This window comes from Microcoleus sp. PH2017_34_RAT_O_A (genome assembly GCF_020737885.1).
Taxonomy (GTDB): Bacteria; Cyanobacteriota; Cyanobacteriia; order Cyanobacteriales; family Microcoleaceae; genus Microcoleus.
In genome coordinates this window covers 34,089-52,453 of sequence record NZ_JAEQDD010000037.1, presented here as the reverse complement: position 1 = coordinate 52,453, position 18,365 = coordinate 34,089, and the positions used below count along the sequence as shown (strand labels likewise).

Sequence of the window (18,365 nt, the reverse complement as noted above, 5' to 3'; positions counted from 1 at the left end):
GTCAGTTTCATGATAGATTTTAGAGACATAAGATACGCTGCACACTGAAATTATCTTTGGGTCATTATAGGATCAATCATTCTGTGGTGCTCCCTTAGTGGCTACTTCTGGTTTCGGGTTGTGGCTGGGAAATTGGCTGGTTGGGCGAATCTTTTAAATTAGTAAGTTGTCAGTTGGTAGGGGCCCGGCCTTGAGTGCCCGCCCTCTTAGTCATTAGTCATTAGTCATTGCGGAAAATTACCAGAAAGAATTGGTTAAAAGCCCCAACCCCGATCGGGAGAAATTAAAATTATACCAATTAAAAAAAAGCAACAGTATTCTTGTCCCCCCCTTTACAAGGGGGGGCTAGGGGGGGTCAAGCGTATTGCACAATTTTATAAAAATGGTATTAGACTATTCATTACTCCAATCCTCGGACTTAAAGGTAAAGATCGCTATCAAACAGTCAACTGTCAACTGTCAACTGTCAACTGTCAACTGTTGAACAATCCCCCATGCCCCATGCCCAATTCCCAATGCCTAAAAATTCCAGCACTTATCGCTTTTGAGCAGCACTTCAAACTCAGCCTTTGGCAAAGCCTGACTGAAAAAATGACCTTGAATTTCGTCGCAATCGTGTGCACACAAAAAAGAAAGTTCCCGCTGATTTTCTACCCCCTCAGCAATCACAGTCATATTCATGGAGTGCGCCATTTGAATAATCGCTATTGTAATCGCAGCATTTTGGCGATCGTCAGCAATATCGCGAATAAAACTCTTATCAATTTTGAGCGCATCAAACGGCAAGCGTTTCGGATAACTCAAAGAAGAATATCCCGTGCCAAAATCATCAATTGCTATCCTAATCCCCATATCTCTCCACACAGTAAAAGCTTGAGCTGCTGCCGCTTCATCTTGCAAAACTAAACCTTCCGTCAATTCTAATTCCAGACATTTAGGATCTAGATGAGTTTCTCTTAATATCTGGCTGACTCTCTCGGTCAAATTTTTGCGATCGAACTGGCGGGCTGATACGTTGACTGCTACCCGCAGCGGAGGCAAACCCTCTGTTTGCCAAGCTTTAGTTTGCCTGCAAGCCGTCTCTAACACCCATTCGCCCAGCGGTGCAATCAAGCCCATCTCTTCAGCCATGGGAATAAATTCCGCAGGGGAAACTCTGCCCCTTTTTGGATGGTTCCAGCGCACCAAAGCTTCAGCACCAATAATTTTTCCGGTTTTAATTTCTATTTGTGGCTCATAGTAAACTTCAAATTCCGAGCGTTTTAAAGCATTACGCAGGCAAGTCTCTTGAGTAAATTTATTGATATAATTATTCGCAACTTTTGCCGTATAAAACTGATACTTGTTGCCACCTTTTTCCTGAGAATTGTACATAGCTGTATAAGCATTTTTTAGCAGCTCTTCTCCATCGTTGCCGTCGCCAGGAGACAAAGAAATGCCCATACTTGCCGTGACATAGAGTTCCGAGCCTTTGACAATCATAGCTTGGGCTACAATATCTAAAATGTTTCGAGCAATCTTGGCAGCATCCTGTTTTTCGGCAACTGGTTCGAGAACAATTGCAAATTCGGCAGATTCCAAACGAGCCACAATATTAATCTTCTCCGTGCAGTTGCTCAACCGCTCAGCAACTTTGCAAAGTACGTAGTCGCCGATATCGTGCCCCAAGGTACTGTTAATCCGGTTAATTCTATCTAAACTAATAATGACAACGGGAATCATTTCGGGCAATTCTTTTTGCTTGTCTAATAGCAGACTTAGCTGCTCTCGTAACAGCGAACGATTTGGCAAGTTTGTCAAGCAGTCATGCTGATGTCGGTGGAGAGCTATTTGAATAGTTGTGTGCAAGTTTTTTTCTTCAAATGGTTTCACAATATAGCCGAAAGGTTTCGTTGCATTGACGCGCCGTAAAGTGTTTTCGTCCGCATAAGCTGTCAAATAAACTACCGGAATCTGAAAGCGCGATCGAATTTCTTCTGCTGCTGTAATTCCGTCGATTTCTCCTTGGAGGTTAACATCCATCAAAACTAAATCTGGTCTGAATTCGGCTGCGGATTCAATCGCTTCTTCTCCGGAATACACAATACCTGTTATGCTATACCCTCTAGATATTAAACTGTCGGAAATGTCTTCCGCAATGATGCTTTCGTCCTCAACTATCAGAATTTTTTTATTTGACATTAAGTTGTCTCCTTAAAGTGCTATTTTGCTTGGAAAATGTTATTTTAAAATTCGTGCCAGCCGTTTCTAACAGTTCTATTTTACCCCGAATTTGCTTGACCAAAGACCCGACCAGTCGCAAACCCAATGTTCGGGCATTTCGATAATCTAAGTCTGGAGGGAAACCAATTCCACTGTCGCTCACAGCTAGCACGCAAACCCGGTTATTATCTAAAGTAAAATCTATTTTTATTTTACCTTGAGTTTGTCCTGTAAAAGCATACTTGAGCGAGTTTGTCACAAGCTCGTTGATAATTAACCCGCAAGGAACTGCCGTATCAATATTCATAGAACACGGCGCAATATTTGTTTGCAACTTCACGCCTTCTGTATCAATTTCATAAGCTTGGAATAAATTGTGGGCAAGATTTTGGATGTATTCAGCAAAATCAATGTTTGACAAGTCTTTGGATTGATACAATTGTTCGTGCACCATGGCCATCGATCTGACTCGGTTTTGACTTTCTTTTAACATTTCACTAACGCGACTGTCTTGGATGTAGCGGGACTGAAGTTTGAGCAAACTCGAAATAACTTGAAGGTTGTTTTTGACGCGATGGTGAATTTCTTTGAGGAGGACTTCTTTTTCTGCGAGGGATGCTTTGATGCGATCTTCGTCGCGCTTGCGATCTGTAATGTCCCGCACTACTGCTTGAATTATTTTTCTACCGTTAATTTCCATTGCATTTAACAGCACTTCTGCGGGAAATTCTGAATCGTCTAGCCGTTTGTGCACCCAGTCAAAGCGACAGCTACCTGTTTGCATTGCTGCGGATATTTTTTGTGTTGCTAGACTGCACGAGTCTTGTCCGTTAGGCTGAAATTCCGGGGAGAATTCGCTAGGTTTCTTGCCGTAAAACTGTTCTTGATTGCTGCAACCAAAAATTGCTAGGGTGGCGAGGTTGCAGTCAAAAAAATTGTCTTCTTCGATCAGCATTACTGCGTCGCTGGTGGCTTCGTAAAGGCTCCGAAATTTGCATTCAGACTCTTGCAAAGAAACGATTAATTGGCTTTTTTGAGCTTCGGCGCGCTTGCGCTCGGTAATGTCTATTCCTACGGAAACTGCTGCGGTTCCTTGATGATATTTTTGAGCTACTATTAAATAATTGCAGGCTAAGCCGTTAATTTCTATATCTATTTCTTGGGAGGTTTGCTGACATGAACTGTGAAAAAAGTTTCGGATCAGTTGTCCAAAAGTTGAGCCTTTGTCGAGAAAGTTGATTTCTTCCCCGACAAAACTTTCAGGAGACCGTTTGAACGAGGTTGCTAAGTGCTGGTTGACTCCAATATACCGCAAATCTGAACTGACCCAAGAAATCAGTCCGGGTACGGCATCCAAGACGGCGCGAAGTTGGTCTGTAGCTTCTTGGAGTGCTTCTTCGGAGCGCTTGCGATCGCTAATATCTGTCGCCGTTCCGCACAGGCCTAAAATAGCGCCGTTTTCAGCTTGGTTGACGATGCTGTTGACGCGCAGGTGGACGGCGGTACCGTCTTTGCGGATGTGTACTATTTCGTAAGGCAAATTAGGGGTTTGTGGCTGAAGGCTGGTTCTTGCTAAGAGTTGGGCAAATATTTCTATTTGTCTGGCTTTTTCTTCTTTAATCAAAAAATCTGCAAAGCGACGACCGATCATTTCTAGGGGTTCGTAACCGTAGATCCTTTTGGCGGCGGAATTGACAAAAGTCAAGATGCCTTGAATGTCGATCGACCAAATCAACTCTTGGGAGGTTTCTACGAGGTTGCGGTACTTTTTTTCGCTTTCGGCTAGTGCTGCATTCGAGACTGCCGTTTGCAGAGTAAGTTTGTCTTCTAATTCTTGATTTGAAAGAGAGAGAGTTGTCATGGCTCGCTCGCGCTCGGTAATATCAGTAGAAACACCGACAGCCCCGACAACTTCGCCGTTTGCGTCTTGCAGCGGTGCCGATCGAATTTCGTGAATAAAATCCCCCTGTTGGGCATTCCAAGTGCGATCGTTTCCTGCTAGTACCTGGGCAATATTTTCTAAGATATCTGGCTGGCTGTAAACTGCAAAAATCGACTCTCCGACAGCCTCACCCGGTTCGAGCCCCAAATTTTCCAATCCTTTGCCTGCTGCAAGGGTTAACCTGCCGTCTTTGTCGGTTGCCCACAGGAAAACTGGAGCACAACTGACAGCGGCGTGCAGGGTTTGGTTGTCTTGTTTCAGGCGATCGATTTCTGCCTGAAGCCGATCGCGCGTGTTGCCTAATTCTACCGTTAGTCGATCGGCTTTTTCCTGCCAACTGGCAGTAGTACCGCAGATTTCTGTGGCATTGCTGGAAGCATAGATGGATTGGTTGCAGTGTGACATGGTTACTCAGGGAAGCACTGTTATATTTAACCCCTGCCTATCTTTTAAGCATAAACTTTTTCAATCAAATATTACAGTTCGTTGCGATACTCATCTGAGGAAGATTCGATAATTTCAAGCTAGTGTCAAGGATTCATAAATCGTGGCTTGCCCGGTTGTGTGGCGACTATTCAGAAATTGACAACAAGCTGAATAATGGTTGCGAATCGATACTTTTACCCTAAGTATGTGTAGTAGTGCAAAAAGAAGTTTCGCAATCCTCGGCTTGCACAAGACCTAGAATTATAAAGTTATTATATTTGCTTGCGTATATTTACGCACCTAGGAATCGGAAATCGCGAATTTTGAAATATAACCACCGGGCCCGACGGTTAGGAAGTTCTCGCATTGCACTTGCCCCATGCCGTCGATTGTCGATTGCCCCTTCCCTCTTCGTCATTTCCTCTTGCTTTTTCCAAGGGCCACATCTGTGTTTTGCTTTTACACGGTGTTTTGGTGTGCGGGACACTCGCTATATGTATATCAGCTTTGGTGTGCCGGGACGCTCTGGGAAGAGTAACAAACGGTTTTTACTGTTCCCAGAGATGTTATATCGTTTCCGGTTGCATCGGAATTATTTAACCGCAGAGAACACAGAGAACACAGAGGGAGATAAGAGAGATGAATACAGGACGATGAAGGGCGGATTTGATATTGCCCTTCCTTCTGACTTCTGCGTTATTTCTTATTCCTTCTGCCTTCAATTAATTCCCCAAGATTTGATAGTTTTGTCTAAACTGCCGCTGATAATAGTTTCGCCATCGCTGCTAAAAGTAAGACAAGTAACAGAGTTTTGATGTCCGCCGAGAGTGTGAATTTGTTCGCCAGTGCGGGCATTCCATAATTTGAGATTACCATCGGCGCTAGCACTGACAACAGTGCGCCCGTCGGGACTAAAGACGATCGCATTTATCGAGTTAAAATGCCCTGCCAAAGTTATTGGACTATCCGGATGCGATAGCTGGCGCAGTTGAATGTTTCTGTCCCAGCCGCCAGCAGCCAAAGTCTGCCCGTCTCGACTGAAAGCTAGACAATTGGCATAACCTTTAATTGTTTGGGAGCATTCTCGGCTGCCGAGGTTCCAGATTTTAATGGTACCATCAGAACTGCTGAAGCGCGAGAGTTGGTGCGATCGGGCTAAAAGCCAAACTCGCAATTCCTCCTTTATGAGCTCCCCAAGTTAAATGACTGCCAAAAGTACAAATTAACTTTCCGCTCTCTAAATCCCAAATTTTGATTGTAGTATCTGCCGAACCCGTGGCGATAACTCGACTGTCGGGACTGATGACAATTGCCGTAATTTCTCCTTCGTGTCCGAGGGAAGTATGCAGCAATTCTCCTCCCTGCCAAATTTCGATCGCGCGGTGTTTCGGAAGATTTCTGCTCCTGACAAAAACTTCGGTTTCTTGGCAAAGAACAAAAGTTTCTTGAGCGCGGGGATACTTGTCTACAGTATAGAGTATTTCTCCTGTCTCTAAATCGCAAATTCTAATTATTTTGCCGTGCAAACTCGCCGTGCGAGATCCTCCGGGACTAATCGCTACATTTGTCCCAGTTTTCACAGTGCGGATGCAGTCAAACAACTGGTAAGGTACGAATTCTGTTAAAGCTTGGCGGACAAAAGGTTCTGTCCGTTGTCGCAAAACTGAATAAGCAACTCGCTGCACTTCGGGTGCGGGATCTAGCAGGGCTGCAATTGCTAAATTCAAACCGGCGTCTCCGTATTTAGGAGCATCTTTAACGGCGGCCATGCGCGGCTCGATACTAGGACTGTGCAAGCGCTGCTTGACTCCGGCGATGCCTCCCAAAACGGCGGCGGCGATCGGGATTTGACTTTGACCGCCGAGGACGGCATCATATTCTCTGGGTTGGTTAGAATTGTCGGAAATCATACTATTTTAGATTTTAGATTGTAGATTTTAGATTGGGAAATTGGGGAATTGGTAATTAACTGGCGAGACACGAAAGTTGACAATCGGTAGAGCGATTTAAAACTTAAATTTTGGCAAGGGCATGACGCTGGGTACCAAGCTGCCAGAAACCGGGTTTAATTGCAGGCGCAAAAAAAGCAAAACCCGCAATATTTCGTAAATATCGGGTTAAATAGCGTAAGTCCTAACTTATTGACTGTTGCTATTTATGTTATTATAATCAAATCAGCGTTTCACACAAAAATCCGAAAGTGATATGTCACACTTCACAACGATCAAGGTTCAGATCAAAAACGGCGAACTGCTGCATCAAGTGTTGGAAGAGTTGGGTTATCAAGTAGAGTGCAATGTGCAGGTGCGGGGTTATCATGGCGAGAAAACTAATGCCGAGTACGTGATTCGGCAGTCCAACGGTTACGATTTGGGTTTTCGGCGCAGCGGAGAGGATTATGAATTGGTGGCGGATTTTTGGGGCGCTCGCATTAACCAGCAGGATTTTGTTAATTCAATCAGTCAGAAATACGCGCGCAAAAGTTTGATGGCGGCGGTGGAGTCTGAGGGTTTTAATGTGGAAGAAGAGGAAACTTTGGCGGATGGAACGGTGAGGGTTGTTGTGGGTAGATGGGTTTAAGAATCGCTCTTTCTGAACTCGTTTTTATATACTCAGGACTTACGCAGAATCGGATTCAAAATCAGATTTCTTCGTAAGTCTTAGTACCAAGAATAGAATTACCATGAAATGCGATCGCCCTGAACAACAAATTCAAAAGAGTTGGGAAGCTAATGCTGACGCATGGACGCGGGCGATCGAGCAAAATTCGATCGAAAGTCGCCGCGCAGCAACGGATGAGGCTATTCTACAAGCTGTGCTGCGCTACGGGCATCGGCGAGTGCTGGATGTCGGATGCGGTGAAGGTTGGCTGGGGCGCGCCTTAGCAAAGCACGGTGTAGAGGTGGTTGGAGTTGATGCTTCCCGTGGTTTGATCGATCGCGCTCGTGAGAAAAGCAGCGGTTGTTTTCGGGCGATCGGCTACGATGAGATTATTGCCAATCCAGGGATACTCGGTCAATCCTACGATGGGATTGTCTGCAATTTTTCGCTACTCGGCGAGGAAATTGGAGATTTATTGCGATCGTTACGCCAAGCCACAGTCTCAGACGGACATTTGTTAATCCAGACAGTTCATCCATTCACAGCGTGTCAGCCACAGCCCTATGTTGACGGATGGAAAATCGAGACTTTCGACAATTTCGGCGGAGCTTTTCGAGAGCCGATGCCCTGGTATTTCCGCACAGTTAGTTCCTGGTTTCAACAAGTATCGAAATCCGGCTGGAGAGTGTGCGAATTCCAGGAACCGATACATCCACAGACGAAGATTCCTCTTTCCATGCTACTAATTTGTCAGTCACCAGACGATTGAAATCACTTCTACAGGAACAACCGATCGCCAGTCGATCGATGCTGTACGAGTTAAGATAGATGCTGCGGTTGCCGTCTCCGAAAATACTCCACCGATTGATGGCGAAACTTTTATTGCAGGGATTTTTGCGATCGTTTCCGGCAAGCGCGCGAGACTCAACAAGGCTATACTAATTGAAATGCTTGTATTATAGTTGCATTCAATTGCTGCATTTGCTGACTTCCTAACTCGCCCAATCGTCTCACGATTAATCTCTGTTCAAGGCTGACAATCCGAGTCACTCTAACTTTAGAAGATACTCTTAATCCTGTGCTAGCAAATTCTGGATCTAAAGCATTTAAAGCAAATTCATCTAAACTTAGGCTAGTGACATTTTGTGAAGAAATGAAGCAGATAGTAATTTCATCTATGGTTGAACTTGCCCACAGCACTAAAGCCGGACGTAATTTTTTCTGACTCAAATCTGTAAAGGGAAATTCAGCTAAAACAATATCTCCTTTTTTTAGCTTCACTAAATTGGCTCTCCATCTTCAAGGGTATAAATATCAGGTTCATCATCCAGAAATTGAAATGCTCCACCGCTTTGGGCTAACTGGGTTATTTCCAAAGTAGAAGGATAGGCGATGTTACTAAATAGTTTGGCTTTGATTAGCAATTGCTCCTCTTCAGAGAGTGTCTGAATGATTTGTACTAAGGATTCAATGAGTTTTGTGTTCATAGGTGAAAATATCTGGGGATACTTTATTTTACTTCAACAAGGCAACCTTCGATTGCTTCACAAAGGTTTTGCAGCAGTTCCTCGAAGGTTTCTCCCTCAGTTGCACAGCCAGGAATAGCAGGAACTTCTGCCCAGAATCCGCCTTCTTCTGCTTCGTGGATGATAATTTTGATTTTCAATTGATTCTCCTAATTTATTCTCAAAACTTATCTCTTCATTACTGTACCAAACTTTACTCGTAAGGATTCAGGTCACTGAACTCCTTGCTGGGCAAAGACTTTAGATCTGGAGCTTGATGCTAAATCAATCTCTATTCTCAAGCTTAGGACAAAAAATGACAGTTTTTCGTCCTAAGCTTGACAATCAACCACGAAAGACAAAAACCCTTATTTCCCCCTAAAACCCTTGCCAGACAAGCGTTAGAGCCGCAAGTTTTTAGACCTGAATCCTTACCTTTACTCCTCCAAGTCCACCTGCTTAACCTGCTCTAAAGGTAGATCTAGCGCTTCGGCAATTTGCTCATCGCTTAAGCCAAACTGCCGTAATTTATCAATTGTTTCAATCTTAGTTTGATTTTTGCTTTCATCCTGCGAGTCGGGAGTTTCCGGCTGACTTTCATCTGGCGTAGGAATTGTTTGTTCGGAACCCATGTTTACACAGCCGATTATATTATTATTGCTATTAAAGCTTCGAGCACCCAAAGAAATATTTAGAGCACCTTGCCGTTCTACGACTGATTTAAGATTTTTTTTATCAACTTCTTCATCAAAGACATCAGATAACATTTGCAAAAGCTCGTAACCTACATCCTTAGCATGACCCGCTGAACAACCACAATTTTCTGCAATGTCATCATACTTTTGACGCTTCAGCGTTCCTTCAATAATTCCGCGCTGCAAGTCATTTAAATGTTTGCCTGTCTTGGCGTAGACAGCATCATCTATAAATTGAAGTATTTCTTGAAGGCGCATCATCCGGGATGTGGGAGGACATTGGTTATTATAGCCGATTTTATCCGTATTTTTCCGTCTTTTTCCGATTTAAAGCTTTACAGAATCTTTACAATAGTTCCGTCTTTTTCCGCTTTTTTCCGCTTTTAAATTTTGAGCGATGGGTTTAGAGTTATTTTATGATGTCTAAATTGAATAAATTACGACTATCTGTTTAAGCGTGTTAAATTTCACGTTCAATGATTTTGCATCTATTTAATATTCCCTAAAGCCTGAAGTATTACATGACAATCATAGAAATCCAAGTATGAGAAAAAATCAAATATTATTAGCAATATGTACTATTTCATTGTTATTAATTACTTCTATTCAATCTTTTGCTCAGACATCTCATAAGATATCCGTTCCAGAAGATATTAAACCAAGTTCTGGTACTTATATGACACAACAAGCGCCCATCTTATCACTTACTCCATCACAGAATGTTTTAACACTCAATGATAGCAGTGCTGTGCAGCAAACAAAAAAAGAAACTGATTGGAGTGCCACAATCGCAACAGTAGTTTCTATGCTTGGTCTTGTTATATCTCTTGTTGTGGCTTATACATCGAATCTCAGACCAGCAAATATTCAGTTATGCTTTGGTAGACATCTCATATTTTTTCCTATTTTTATAGACATTCCAACTAATACTCAAACAATTAGAGGAGTAGGGTTCAATCTGCCGCTAACTTTCTACAATTGGAGTCCAAAGGGCGGAACTATTCAGCGGATTCGCTTAGTTATTGGGAGACAGAATCATACTGAAAAATTTTATGACATGACGTGGACTACATTTGTCAAAATTACAGAGGTCGGGAATTTTGTCAATGATAATTTAGCTCAACCAATTGCTGTAAAAGGCATTTCTTCCATAAATAAAGTAATTAGATTTGATTGGATTTCTGAAGGAAATAATTCTTTTGAGGTGCAAACTGGTAATTATGAGCTAAGGATTTATGGATGGACTAAAAACACAAAAAAGCCCAGCTTACAGTATAAAGCATCCTTGAGAATCGAAGATGAGGATTGTCAAACATTTAATAACTATGTAGCAGCTAATATAAGCCGACCTATTTGGCTATCATTGGATGAAAATGAGCAGCCAAATCAGCTTCTATTAAGAAGTGGTATAGAGAGATTCTATGAATAGTAGATCTCTTTTTTATTAAGGAGTAGTTTAAATTATGACTGACAATAATAATTCAATTCGTAATGTCGGTGGAAGTGTTTACGGTGGAATGGTTATGGGAAATGTCTATCACCAGCATAGGGCTCTGGGTGAGAATGCCAGATCCGACAAGAACACTTTTGTGCAACGATCAGAACAGAAACATACTCTAGCAGAAGCTGCTGCTCAGATTCAACAACTTGTCAAGCAGTTGGAACAAACTAATCCAACCGCTACAGAGCCTGAAAAAATTGCTCACGTTAACGATGAAACTACCCCGAGTTTCAAGCGTCGCGTGGTTGGTGCATTGCAGGCTGGAGGTGAAGTTGCGATCGAAGAGTTCTTAGACAATCCCTATGTTAATGTTACCAAGGCGATCGTTAAAGGTTGGATAAAACCATAATAGATTGTGGTGTGCGAAGAGCGATCGCCCTTACTCAAAAAAACAAAGGGCGATCGCCTTTATTATTCGTCGCTCATCACCCTCGAATCACGTTGACGACAAACCTTTTCCTACAATCTCTCGGATTTCTGTAACAAATTCTGCTGGAGTTTGAATCATTAACCCGCTTTGTGCAGCAACTTCGGACGTAAAATCTTTGGTATTTAAGCTCAACAGGCGATCGACATTTGCCAGAACAGCCGCTGCTAAAATCGGGGTATCTTTAGCTTCAATAATAGCCGCCCACCGCGATGATTCTTCGAGGGATGGATCAGGTTGAATTTCGGGGTTGATAGTAGCTAGCAACTCTGTAAAAATTGGCAGAGATGCAGGTATTTTTTTGCGTATATTCCGATCGCATTCCTTCAAAACTTGGTCAGATATAACCAACTTTAAAAGACCTATTTCAGCCATTGTCAGCACAGCACGACTAGCTCCCGTTCGCGATCCGCATCCGGCAATTAACACGCTGGAGTCTGCAAATATCCTACGCATCAAGACTGTTTCTCCTGCCAAATCGCCTCTCTCTCCGCTTCTAAACCCGCCAATAAATCAGTCAAACCCACATTTTCATTTTCCATAATCGTTGCAATCCGATCGATTAGTTGGGGAACTTGAGGTTGTTTGGGAGCAAGCACAATCAAATTACCTATTTGGAGTAGCACCAGCATATCTCCCCGATCGACCTTGAGAGCATCTTGTAATAACTGGGGAATGGTAATTTCCCCTCCCTGTCCCAGAACAATAGGGAATTGTTGAATCTCTACATCCGTTTCTTGTGAAGTTATTGTCACGACTTTAACCTCAGCCTTTAGTGTTAAGTTTCTAAGACTCTTTATTATAGCAATTTTTGGGCATTTTTTGTCAAACTCCCCTAGAAGTTGCAATTACTACGTTGACCTGCTACCGTTAACATAGACGCATCGTAGGAAAACAACCGATGACACTAACAGAATTACTCCCTACCATTAGACAACTATCTGCGATCGACAAACGAGAGTTAATCCGCATTCTAATGGCGGAAGAGGATATCAGTGACGAACAGGTGTGGAAGGCTCAATTTGAAGCTACAACAGACGCTCAGTGGGATAGTCTAGCTGAGATAGTACGTCAGGAAATCGCTGCTGGTGACATTATTTTTAGCGATCGCTAAGCCACTCCAAAGCCCGTGTACTCGCGCACATAGGTTGCTTGAAATCCCAAGATAATATCCTCCTTTGCCACACCCATTGCCACCAACTCGTGCGCCACTCGCATCTCCGTTGTATTCTGCTGCAACCAAATCTTGCCATCCTTAATATCTAAATGCAGCACGCATCCATACACCCGCCGATGCCCATCCCAACCAACATTCGTCACTTGATAATGATCCCGCTGCGTATCAAAAATTATTTGCGATTCGATCGCACCATTGGAGATCGGAGTTGCCACATATTCAGTCAATAATGCTTGAATCGACTGACGATAATGCTCTAGCTTATCCATTGTACAATCACCTCATTCACTGGATCGTAGACAATGCGGTTAACTTGATGCCGCTCTACCGAAATTTGCAAAAACTCCCGCTGAAAAAAAGCTTCGTGCACCGCAACAGGAACTGCTAAATAAAGCTTGCGATCGGGTTCCTTAAGTTCTAATGCAAGCCGATAATTCAGAAACTGTCCTAATGCCGCATGATAATCCGTAATCGGGGAGTCACCCAAAAATGTTTTAATTTCGACGGCGATTTTTTCTCCTGCCCGTTGTGCTGCGAGTAAACGCTCTGCACCCAAATCAATCTCAAACTTTGCTCAACCGGTTTCTAGCCTCAGCGGATCGTCGGTAATCACCCAATTTTCCTTCTGAAGGGCAAGCTTAACGGCTTCATGAAAGCGATCGCGTGCTGCCATTGTTCCCTTTTGTAACTTTTAACTTTATTGTACTTCCAATCGCATCTATCTGGAAAAGCCCGATCGCCATTCTGACTCTCAAGAGTGAGGATAGCTCATTATCTTCTCCTACGGGCGATCGCACCCGTCAAGTTTGATCGCACCGATGATACAATCGACACAGCGGTCGTTATTCCAGATTCCCACCATGACATTCATCAACCCGAAAACCGACTACGCCTTCAAAAAAATCTTCGGTTCTTCAGATAACAAAGGCATACTCATCAGCTTTCTCAACGCCATGATTTACGATGGCAATCCTACCATAGAAGACTTAGAAATTATTAATCCCAATTTGCCCCCAAAAATCACAGGGTTAAAAGATACTTACTTAGATGTGAAAGCCCGACTTGCCGATGGTACTCTCGTCATTATTGAAATGCAGGTATTAAATGTAGAGTTTTTCGGAAAGAGAGTTTTATACAACGCTGCAAAAACCTATGTTTCTCAATTACAGAAAGGACAAGGCTACGGAATGCTGCAACCTGTGATTGCACTGACACTGACTGATTTTGAGATGTTTGAAAATAGCGATCGGGTAATTTCTAGATTTGTTTACAAAGAAGAAACGACTAATCTGAGATATACCGATAATAACATGAAGCTAGTGTTTGTCGAACTCCCGAAATTTACCAAAGATTTGTCACAGTTAGAAACCCTGGTGGATAAATGGATTTATTTCATAAAATATGCTAACACGCTGACACAAATCCCAGAAACAATGGATGTCATTCCAGAGATTCATCAAGCCTTTGATATAGCAAATCAAGTTAATTTAAATCCTGACGAGCTGGACGCTATCGAACGGCAAGAAATGTTTATTTATGACCAACAAGGAGTTATAATCTATGCTGAAAAACAAGCTCGAAAAGAAGCTAAAAAAGAAGCAACACTCGCGATCGCCCGGCAGTTACTCGATCGCCTAGATGACGCAACCATAGCCCAAATAACCGGACTCAGCGTTCAGGATGTGCAGAATTTGCGATCGGAAGTTTGATGCGTCGAAAACCAGACATGACATTGTTCCCGTCCAATCTCTTAGTCCGCGCAGGCGGACTTCGTTTGTGTAGAAGCGGTTTCAACCGCCGAATAATAAACTACCTCAAAAACAACTTATAAGCCGGATTCTGACTCTCATCCCCATACTGATAGCCCAGCGTATCCAAAAAAGCCTGCCACTCCTTCATCTCATCTGGTGGTACCTGAATTCCCACCACAATTCGCCCGTAATCTGCGCCGTTATTCCGATAGTGAAAAACGCTGATATTCCAATTAGGACTCATCGAACCCACAAACTTCATCAACGCACCCGGACGTTCGGGAAATTCAAAGCGATAAAATAACTCATGATCCGCCAGCATCGAACGGCCACCCACCATATGTCGCAAGTGCAATTTCGTTAATTCATCATCAGTTAAATCCAAAGTTTTAAAGCCGCAATCTTCAAAACTCGCTGCTATTTTTACCGCATCGGCACGATTTTGAATCTGGACACCGATAAAAATATGCGCTGCTTTTTCATCCGCAATTCGATAGCTAAATTCAGTTAGATTGCGCTTACCCAAACATTCGCAAAACCTGCGGAGACTTCCCGGTTGTTCGGGAATTGTGACTGCAAAAATCGCTTCCCGACGTTCGCCAAACTCCGCTCTTTCTGCTACAAAACGCAGGCGATCGAAATTCATGTTCGCGCCGCAAGCAACCGCAATTAATGTTTCTCCTGCGACTTGTTCCCGTTCCACGTAAGCCTTCGCACCTGCGATCGCCAAAGCGCCAGCAGGTTCTAAGATCGATCGCGTATCCTCAAAAACATCCTTAATCGCCGCACAAATATCATCCGTATCCACCAAAATAATCTCATCCACATACTCCTGACAAAGCCGAAAAGTTTCCTCGCCAACTTCCCGCACCGCCACGCCGTCAGCAAATAAACCCACCTGCGACAAACGCACCCGTTTCCCAGCTTTCAGCGATTGATTCATTGCGTCGGAATCCACCGGTTCCACACCAATAATCTTAATTTCCGGGCGCAACCGCTTGATATAAGCTGCAATTCCCGAAATCAATCCACCGCCACCAATTGCTACAAAAATCGCGTGAATCGGTTTTTGATGTTGTCGCAGAATTTCCATGCCGATCGTACCCTGTCCCGCAATCACGTGCGGATCGTCAAAAGGGTGAATAAAAGTCATGCCTTTTTCGACCTCTAATTGGCGCGCAAAAGCGTAGGCATCGTCGTAGGTATCCCCATGCAAAATCACCTCTCCACCGCGCGCTATCACCGCATTTACCTTCACCTGCGGCGTCGTTACGGGCATGACGATAATCGCGCGAGTTCCCAGGTGGCGGGCGGCGAGGGCGACTCCTTGGGCGTGATTGCCGGCGGAAGCTGCGATCGCACCTTGTGCTAGCAAATCCGGCGACAGTTGCGCCATTTTGTTGTACGCGCCCCGCAGTTTGAAGGAGAAAACAGACTGCATATCTTCGCGTTTCAGCAGCAGTTTATTGTTGAGCCGCGTTGATAGATTGGGGGCTACTTCTAGGGGGGATTCTTGAGCAACATCGTAGACGCGGGCGGTGAGGATTTGTACGAGGTAATCGCAAAGCATGGGGTTAGCAGGTTTGTAGGTGCCGGATGGTGGGATAATTGTAGTGTATTTGTGTTAGTGTTTTGCGGGAATTGGCGATCGGGCTTCGCAGCTACGAAAGATTCAGTCAACTCGCTCGGATGTCGTTACATAAATAGTCAAACCAACCCTGGCATCGCGATCGAACTTTAATCCCACTTCTGTTTCCGACGCTATCTCCACACGATTTTGAGACAGATCGTTAAGCTGAATGCTCTCAATTTTAGCAGAATAGCAGTACGACAATTCATCGTTAACTAAAACCAGAAAAACACTTTTTCCTACACTCAATGTAACTTCCTTAACTTTCGCTACACCTGCTTGTGGCTTTTTGAACCACTCAGTAATTTGTCCGATTTCCATTACTACTTCTTGCTTAGTCTGGATTAAAATTATATTGTAGGTAACTAAATCGGCTAGAGATTTACATAAAGCCTCCACAAAATCACTTGATTCCAACAGTTCTTGAGTTCCCAAAATCTCGTCTACTACTCCGTGTGCTGCTTCATTACGATAATCAACCAGTTGTTTGAGTTCTCCTTCTGCCGTATTTTGATTGTCGCGAAATTCCTGTAAAAAATATTTGATTTCTTTGTAGTTGATTACCCATTTCCATGCTTCATCAATTCCAGCATTTTTAAAGACTTTTTCTAACACGTCCTTGCGTAAATTTTGCTCGTGCAATAGGAAAGCATCAGGAAGTAGCTCGTATTTCCCACTATCAGTAATCCCACAGGATAATCCTTGAACTACTTGCTCAACTGAAAGGTGTTGGAACCTATTTTTTTTGAGGTCAATTAACAAACGCCCGATACCCTCTCGATGGGTATTCTGAATTTTTTCGTCCAAGTCTGAATAGCGTGGAACTAAATCTGGCATGAGCCGCAGCCAATCCGAAATTAAATCCTCAACGAAGCGTTCATAAATAGCATACAATCTAGTTACCACAGCAGATCGATCGTAAATTTCCCATTCCCATTTTGTAGGGATTTCTTCTATTAATTTTGCCAATTCAGGATTTTCTTTCAAATTCCCTATATTGGAACTATGTTGAAATACAATTTTTCTCAGTCGATCGTTCGTTTTAATTATCGCACGAACACTTGAAATTTTGACACTAACTTGCTGGATAAGCTCCTCAAACATCGCAAGTTACTCTCCGATAACTTGCGAAAGCATTTCGTCAACTATTCCGATCCGCTGCTGAATTTCTGCTTTAGTTGTTCCACCTTCTATCAAAAGATGAGATTCTGGTTTGTTAAACAGGTTTTTTGTTTTTTCAATAATCCGCTCTTTTCTAGCAATTATTTTTGCTTCATCTGGCAAATATCTGCTCAAAGCAACCATAATTCCATCATAATATGCTCGCTCGGGCTTTGGCGACCAATTTTGAGATTGAGGGTCAAATGGTTTAAATAAATGCTCTCCGTAAATTTTGTGAGCTATTGCGAGCGTTTTAACAAAAAGCTCTTCCAAGTAATTGAGATCTACATCAGTGAAATTCAAACTTTTCATCATGTACAAATCTAAAAATCCTTCCATCCCCAGCCGGAAATGCTCGACATTCCTGAGAGCAAAAAAACGCAGCACTAACTCAGCGTCTTCCATTTTTATATAAAAGGTATTTTCCTTTAATTCTGGATTGCGATCGTCTGTCGGAATTCCCCAAGCTTCAGCAAATATGGGATGGCGCGCTAATTTTAGCAACAGTTCATTGAATTTTCCAGCATAAAAAATATTTCTCATTTCCTGCTGGCTGAACTCTATTCTTCCAGTATTTAGACGTTCAAAGGCTTTCTGTTTTAGAAACTTAGCTGATTCAGGATTAGAGGTTGATTCGGCAAGAATTGCTACGGATGATATGGAGCGTCGATCGATAGTAGCCCTAATTTTTTGAGGGAGTTTCTTGTAGGTATTTCCGTTAAATTGAGGCAAAACTTCCAGCCCTGCTAGTTCGAGCTTGTTCCCATAAAACTCTTGAATAGCAGAGATTCGCTGCTGACCATCTAAGATTTCATAACGAGCTAAATCTTGTTTGTACAAAGTTATTGGAGGAACGGGAATATTGAGGATAAATGACTCAATCAATCTGGATTTCATCGTTGCCGTCCAGCGACCTCTTCTTTGGTAGCTCGATCGCCTTTCTATATAATCAGACAGCCTTAAGGATTCGAGAAACCGAGGAATCTTTTCGCGGTTAATTTCAGTAACAATTGGTGTTTCTTTGAAATCGTAGTGCTGGTGGATATCGCGATCGAAGATTCGATCGGGTGTGTTTGCTGGCGAACTCTCCCACATCTGTTCTTCAACTGGTGCTAGCTGCATTTTTCGTAGTCTCCCTAAGCACAACTTGTTAATAATTATAGCATTGACACGGGATGAGCCGCTCGACTAAAATCTCACAAACTAGCGATCGCAAATGGAATTGGCAAGCCAGATATTTACATGGCAAAGTGGTTGTAAAGTTTAGTGCAGGTTCTAACTTTACTGGCCGATGGCTTACCAATTCAACACTTATCAACATTAATTGTTGAAATTTTCCCAAAAAAC

Annotated in this window: 22 protein-coding genes and 1 pseudogene; 7 read left to right on the top strand and 16 right to left on the bottom strand. The window is 43.1% G+C overall.

The window, feature by feature from the left end; translation table 11 throughout:
* Positions 1–519: 519 nt before the first annotated feature.
* The 4 genes from JGK11_RS14740 to JGK11_RS14725 form a co-directional block, all read right to left on the bottom strand.
* Positions 520–2,181 carry an EAL domain-containing protein gene (locus JGK11_RS14740; RefSeq protein ID WP_293212141.1) on the bottom strand — a complete coding sequence of 554 codons (1,662 nt, stop codon included), beginning with the start codon at positions 2,179–2,181 and terminating at the stop codon, positions 520–522.
* Positions 2,171–4,549: a PAS domain S-box protein gene (locus tag JGK11_RS14735; RefSeq protein WP_293207809.1), complete on the bottom strand. Its 2,379-nt coding sequence runs from the start codon at positions 4,547–4,549 to the stop codon at positions 2,171–2,173. Before JGK11_RS14735 ends, JGK11_RS14740 begins: the two co-directional genes overlap by 11 nt.
* A 739-nt stretch (positions 4,550–5,288) precedes the next feature.
* Positions 5,289–5,744, bottom strand: a complete 456-nt coding sequence (locus JGK11_RS14730) for a hypothetical protein (protein WP_293212140.1) — start codon at positions 5,742–5,744, stop codon at positions 5,289–5,291.
* A complete protein-coding gene (locus JGK11_RS14725; protein ID WP_293212139.1) occupies positions 5,689–6,480 on the bottom strand; it encodes a hypothetical protein in 792 nt (263 codons plus the stop codon). Before JGK11_RS14725 ends, JGK11_RS14730 begins: the two co-directional genes overlap by 56 nt.
* Before the next feature lie 295 nt (positions 6,481–6,775).
* On the opposite strand from JGK11_RS14725, the gene JGK11_RS14720 reads away from it, so the two are divergent.
* Positions 6,776–7,150, top strand: a complete 375-nt coding sequence (locus JGK11_RS14720; protein WP_293177300.1) for a DUF1257 domain-containing protein — start codon at positions 6,776–6,778, stop codon at positions 7,148–7,150.
* Between the two features lie 103 nt (positions 7,151–7,253).
* Positions 7,254–7,940 carry a class I SAM-dependent methyltransferase gene (locus JGK11_RS14715; RefSeq protein WP_293212138.1) on the top strand — a complete coding sequence of 229 codons (687 nt, stop codon included), beginning with the start codon at positions 7,254–7,256 and terminating at the stop codon, positions 7,938–7,940.
* On the opposite strand, the gene JGK11_RS14710 is transcribed toward JGK11_RS14715, so the two are convergent.
* The 5 genes from JGK11_RS14710 to JGK11_RS14690 form a co-directional block, all read right to left on the bottom strand.
* The gene (locus tag JGK11_RS14710) at positions 7,926–8,102 is read right to left on the bottom strand and encodes a hypothetical protein (protein WP_293212136.1); all 177 of its coding nucleotides are present in this window, start codon (positions 8,100–8,102) and stop codon (positions 7,926–7,928) included. The two genes, JGK11_RS14715 and JGK11_RS14710, sit on opposite strands and share 15 nt — an antisense overlap.
* A 2-nt stretch (positions 8,103–8,104) precedes the next feature.
* Positions 8,105–8,452 carry a type II toxin-antitoxin system PemK/MazF family toxin gene (locus JGK11_RS14705; RefSeq protein ID WP_293212134.1) on the bottom strand — a complete coding sequence of 116 codons (348 nt, stop codon included), beginning with the start codon at positions 8,450–8,452 and terminating at the stop codon, positions 8,105–8,107.
* Positions 8,452–8,658: a hypothetical protein gene (locus JGK11_RS14700; RefSeq protein WP_293212133.1), complete on the bottom strand. Its 207-nt coding sequence runs from the start codon at positions 8,656–8,658 to the stop codon at positions 8,452–8,454. The genes JGK11_RS14705 and JGK11_RS14700 overlap by 1 nt, the downstream gene beginning before the upstream one ends.
* A gap of 23 nt (positions 8,659–8,681) precedes the next feature.
* Positions 8,682–8,837, bottom strand: a complete 156-nt coding sequence (locus tag JGK11_RS14695) for a type II toxin-antitoxin system HicB family antitoxin (RefSeq protein WP_293196854.1) — start codon at positions 8,835–8,837, stop codon at positions 8,682–8,684.
* A gap of 276 nt (positions 8,838–9,113) precedes the next feature.
* The gene (locus tag JGK11_RS14690) at positions 9,114–9,632 is read right to left on the bottom strand and encodes a hypothetical protein (protein WP_366038696.1); all 519 of its coding nucleotides are present in this window, start codon (positions 9,630–9,632) and stop codon (positions 9,114–9,116) included.
* A 283-nt stretch (positions 9,633–9,915) separates the two neighbouring features.
* On the opposite strand from JGK11_RS14690, the gene JGK11_RS14685 reads away from it, so the two are divergent.
* Positions 9,916–10,800, top strand: a complete 885-nt coding sequence (locus JGK11_RS14685; protein ID WP_293212132.1) for a hypothetical protein — start codon at positions 9,916–9,918, stop codon at positions 10,798–10,800.
* A gap of 34 nt (positions 10,801–10,834) precedes the next feature.
* Entirely contained in the window at positions 10,835–11,221 is a 387-nt protein-coding gene (locus JGK11_RS14680; protein WP_293212130.1) for a hypothetical protein, read from the top strand.
* 87 nt (positions 11,222–11,308) lie between these two features.
* Here the strand turns inward: JGK11_RS14680 and JGK11_RS14675 are convergent, their stop codons facing one another.
* Together JGK11_RS14675 and JGK11_RS14670 are read right to left on the bottom strand one after the other, a co-directional pair.
* Positions 11,309–11,755 (bottom strand): PIN domain-containing protein, encoded by a 447-nt coding sequence (locus JGK11_RS14675; RefSeq protein WP_293196856.1) that lies wholly within the window; start codon positions 11,753–11,755, stop codon positions 11,309–11,311.
* Entirely contained in the window at positions 11,755–12,054 is a 300-nt protein-coding gene (locus JGK11_RS14670) for a hypothetical protein (protein ID WP_293190448.1), read from the bottom strand. Before JGK11_RS14670 ends, JGK11_RS14675 begins: the two co-directional genes overlap by 1 nt.
* Positions 12,055–12,200: 146 nt before the next feature.
* On the opposite strand from JGK11_RS14670, the gene JGK11_RS14665 reads away from it, so the two are divergent.
* The gene (locus tag JGK11_RS14665) at positions 12,201–12,413 is read left to right on the top strand and encodes a hypothetical protein (protein WP_293190449.1); all 213 of its coding nucleotides are present in this window, start codon (positions 12,201–12,203) and stop codon (positions 12,411–12,413) included.
* On the opposite strand, the gene JGK11_RS14660 is transcribed toward JGK11_RS14665, so the two are convergent.
* Entirely contained in the window at positions 12,410–12,745 is a 336-nt protein-coding gene (locus JGK11_RS14660) for a XisI protein (RefSeq protein ID WP_293177271.1), read from the bottom strand. The two genes, JGK11_RS14665 and JGK11_RS14660, sit on opposite strands and share 4 nt — an antisense overlap.
* Positions 12,733–13,149: pseudogene (locus JGK11_RS14655) on the bottom strand (XisH family protein). The gene JGK11_RS14660 and the pseudogene JGK11_RS14655 overlap by 13 nt, the downstream one beginning before the upstream one ends.
* Here JGK11_RS14655 and JGK11_RS14650 point away from each other — a divergent pair.
* On the top strand, positions 13,140–13,286 hold the full coding sequence (locus JGK11_RS14650; RefSeq protein WP_293212129.1) for a hypothetical protein: 147 nt from the start codon (positions 13,140–13,142) through the stop codon (positions 13,284–13,286). The pseudogene JGK11_RS14655 and the gene JGK11_RS14650 overlap by 10 nt on opposite strands.
* Before the next feature lie 50 nt (positions 13,287–13,336).
* A complete protein-coding gene (locus tag JGK11_RS14645; RefSeq protein ID WP_293190450.1) occupies positions 13,337–14,185 on the top strand; it encodes an Rpn family recombination-promoting nuclease/putative transposase in 849 nt (282 codons plus the stop codon).
* Between the two features lie 100 nt (positions 14,186–14,285).
* On the opposite strand, the gene ilvA is transcribed toward JGK11_RS14645, so the two are convergent.
* The 3 genes from ilvA to JGK11_RS14630 all read right to left on the bottom strand — a co-directional run bounded on the left by ilvA (position 14,286) and on the right by JGK11_RS14630 (position 18,140).
* A complete protein-coding gene (ilvA, locus tag JGK11_RS14640; RefSeq protein WP_293212142.1) occupies positions 14,286–15,833 on the bottom strand; it encodes a threonine ammonia-lyase, biosynthetic in 1,548 nt (515 codons plus the stop codon).
* Between the two features lie 66 nt (positions 15,834–15,899).
* A complete protein-coding gene (locus tag JGK11_RS14635) occupies positions 15,900–16,961 on the bottom strand; it encodes an MAE_28990/MAE_18760 family HEPN-like nuclease (RefSeq protein WP_293212127.1) in 1,062 nt (353 codons plus the stop codon).
* 6 nt (positions 16,962–16,967) lie between these two features.
* A complete protein-coding gene (locus JGK11_RS14630; RefSeq protein WP_293212125.1) occupies positions 16,968–18,140 on the bottom strand; it encodes a DUF262 domain-containing protein in 1,173 nt (390 codons plus the stop codon).
* Positions 18,141–18,365 lie beyond the last annotated feature (225 nt).

Bases quoted from the DNA above. Each gene is read 5' to 3' on its own strand.
- JGK11_RS14740 (WP_293212141.1), bottom strand. From the start codon at position 2,181: ATGTCAAATAAAAAAATTCTGATAGTTGAGGACGAAAGCATCATTGCG.
- JGK11_RS14735 (WP_293207809.1), bottom strand. From the start codon at position 4,549: ATGTCACACTGCAACCAATCCATCTATGCTTCCAGCAATGCCACAGAA.
- JGK11_RS14725 (WP_293212139.1), bottom strand. From the start codon at position 6,480: ATGATTTCCGACAATTCTAACCAACCCAGAGAATATGATGCCGTCCTC.
- JGK11_RS14720 (WP_293177300.1), top strand. From the start codon at position 6,776: ATGTCACACTTCACAACGATCAAGGTTCAGATCAAAAACGGCGAACTG.
- JGK11_RS14715 (WP_293212138.1), top strand. From the start codon at position 7,254: ATGAAATGCGATCGCCCTGAACAACAAATTCAAAAGAGTTGGGAAGCT.
- JGK11_RS14700 (WP_293212133.1), bottom strand. From the start codon at position 8,658: ATGAACACAAAACTCATTGAATCCTTAGTACAAATCATTCAGACACTC.
- JGK11_RS14690 (WP_366038696.1), bottom strand. From the start codon at position 9,632: ATGATGCGCCTTCAAGAAATACTTCAATTTATAGATGATGCTGTCTAC.
- JGK11_RS14685 (WP_293212132.1), top strand. From the start codon at position 9,916: ATGAGAAAAAATCAAATATTATTAGCAATATGTACTATTTCATTGTTA.
- JGK11_RS14680 (WP_293212130.1), top strand. From the start codon at position 10,835: ATGACTGACAATAATAATTCAATTCGTAATGTCGGTGGAAGTGTTTAC.
- JGK11_RS14675 (WP_293196856.1), bottom strand. From the start codon at position 11,755: ATGCGTAGGATATTTGCAGACTCCAGCGTGTTAATTGCCGGATGCGGA.
- JGK11_RS14665 (WP_293190449.1), top strand. From the start codon at position 12,201: ATGACACTAACAGAATTACTCCCTACCATTAGACAACTATCTGCGATC.
- JGK11_RS14660 (WP_293177271.1), bottom strand. From the start codon at position 12,745: ATGGATAAGCTAGAGCATTATCGTCAGTCGATTCAAGCATTATTGACT.
- JGK11_RS14645 (WP_293190450.1), top strand. From the start codon at position 13,337: ATGACATTCATCAACCCGAAAACCGACTACGCCTTCAAAAAAATCTTC.
- JGK11_RS14635 (WP_293212127.1), bottom strand. From the start codon at position 16,961: ATGTTTGAGGAGCTTATCCAGCAAGTTAGTGTCAAAATTTCAAGTGTT.
- JGK11_RS14630 (WP_293212125.1), bottom strand. From the start codon at position 18,140: ATGCAGCTAGCACCAGTTGAAGAACAGATGTGGGAGAGTTCGCCAGCA.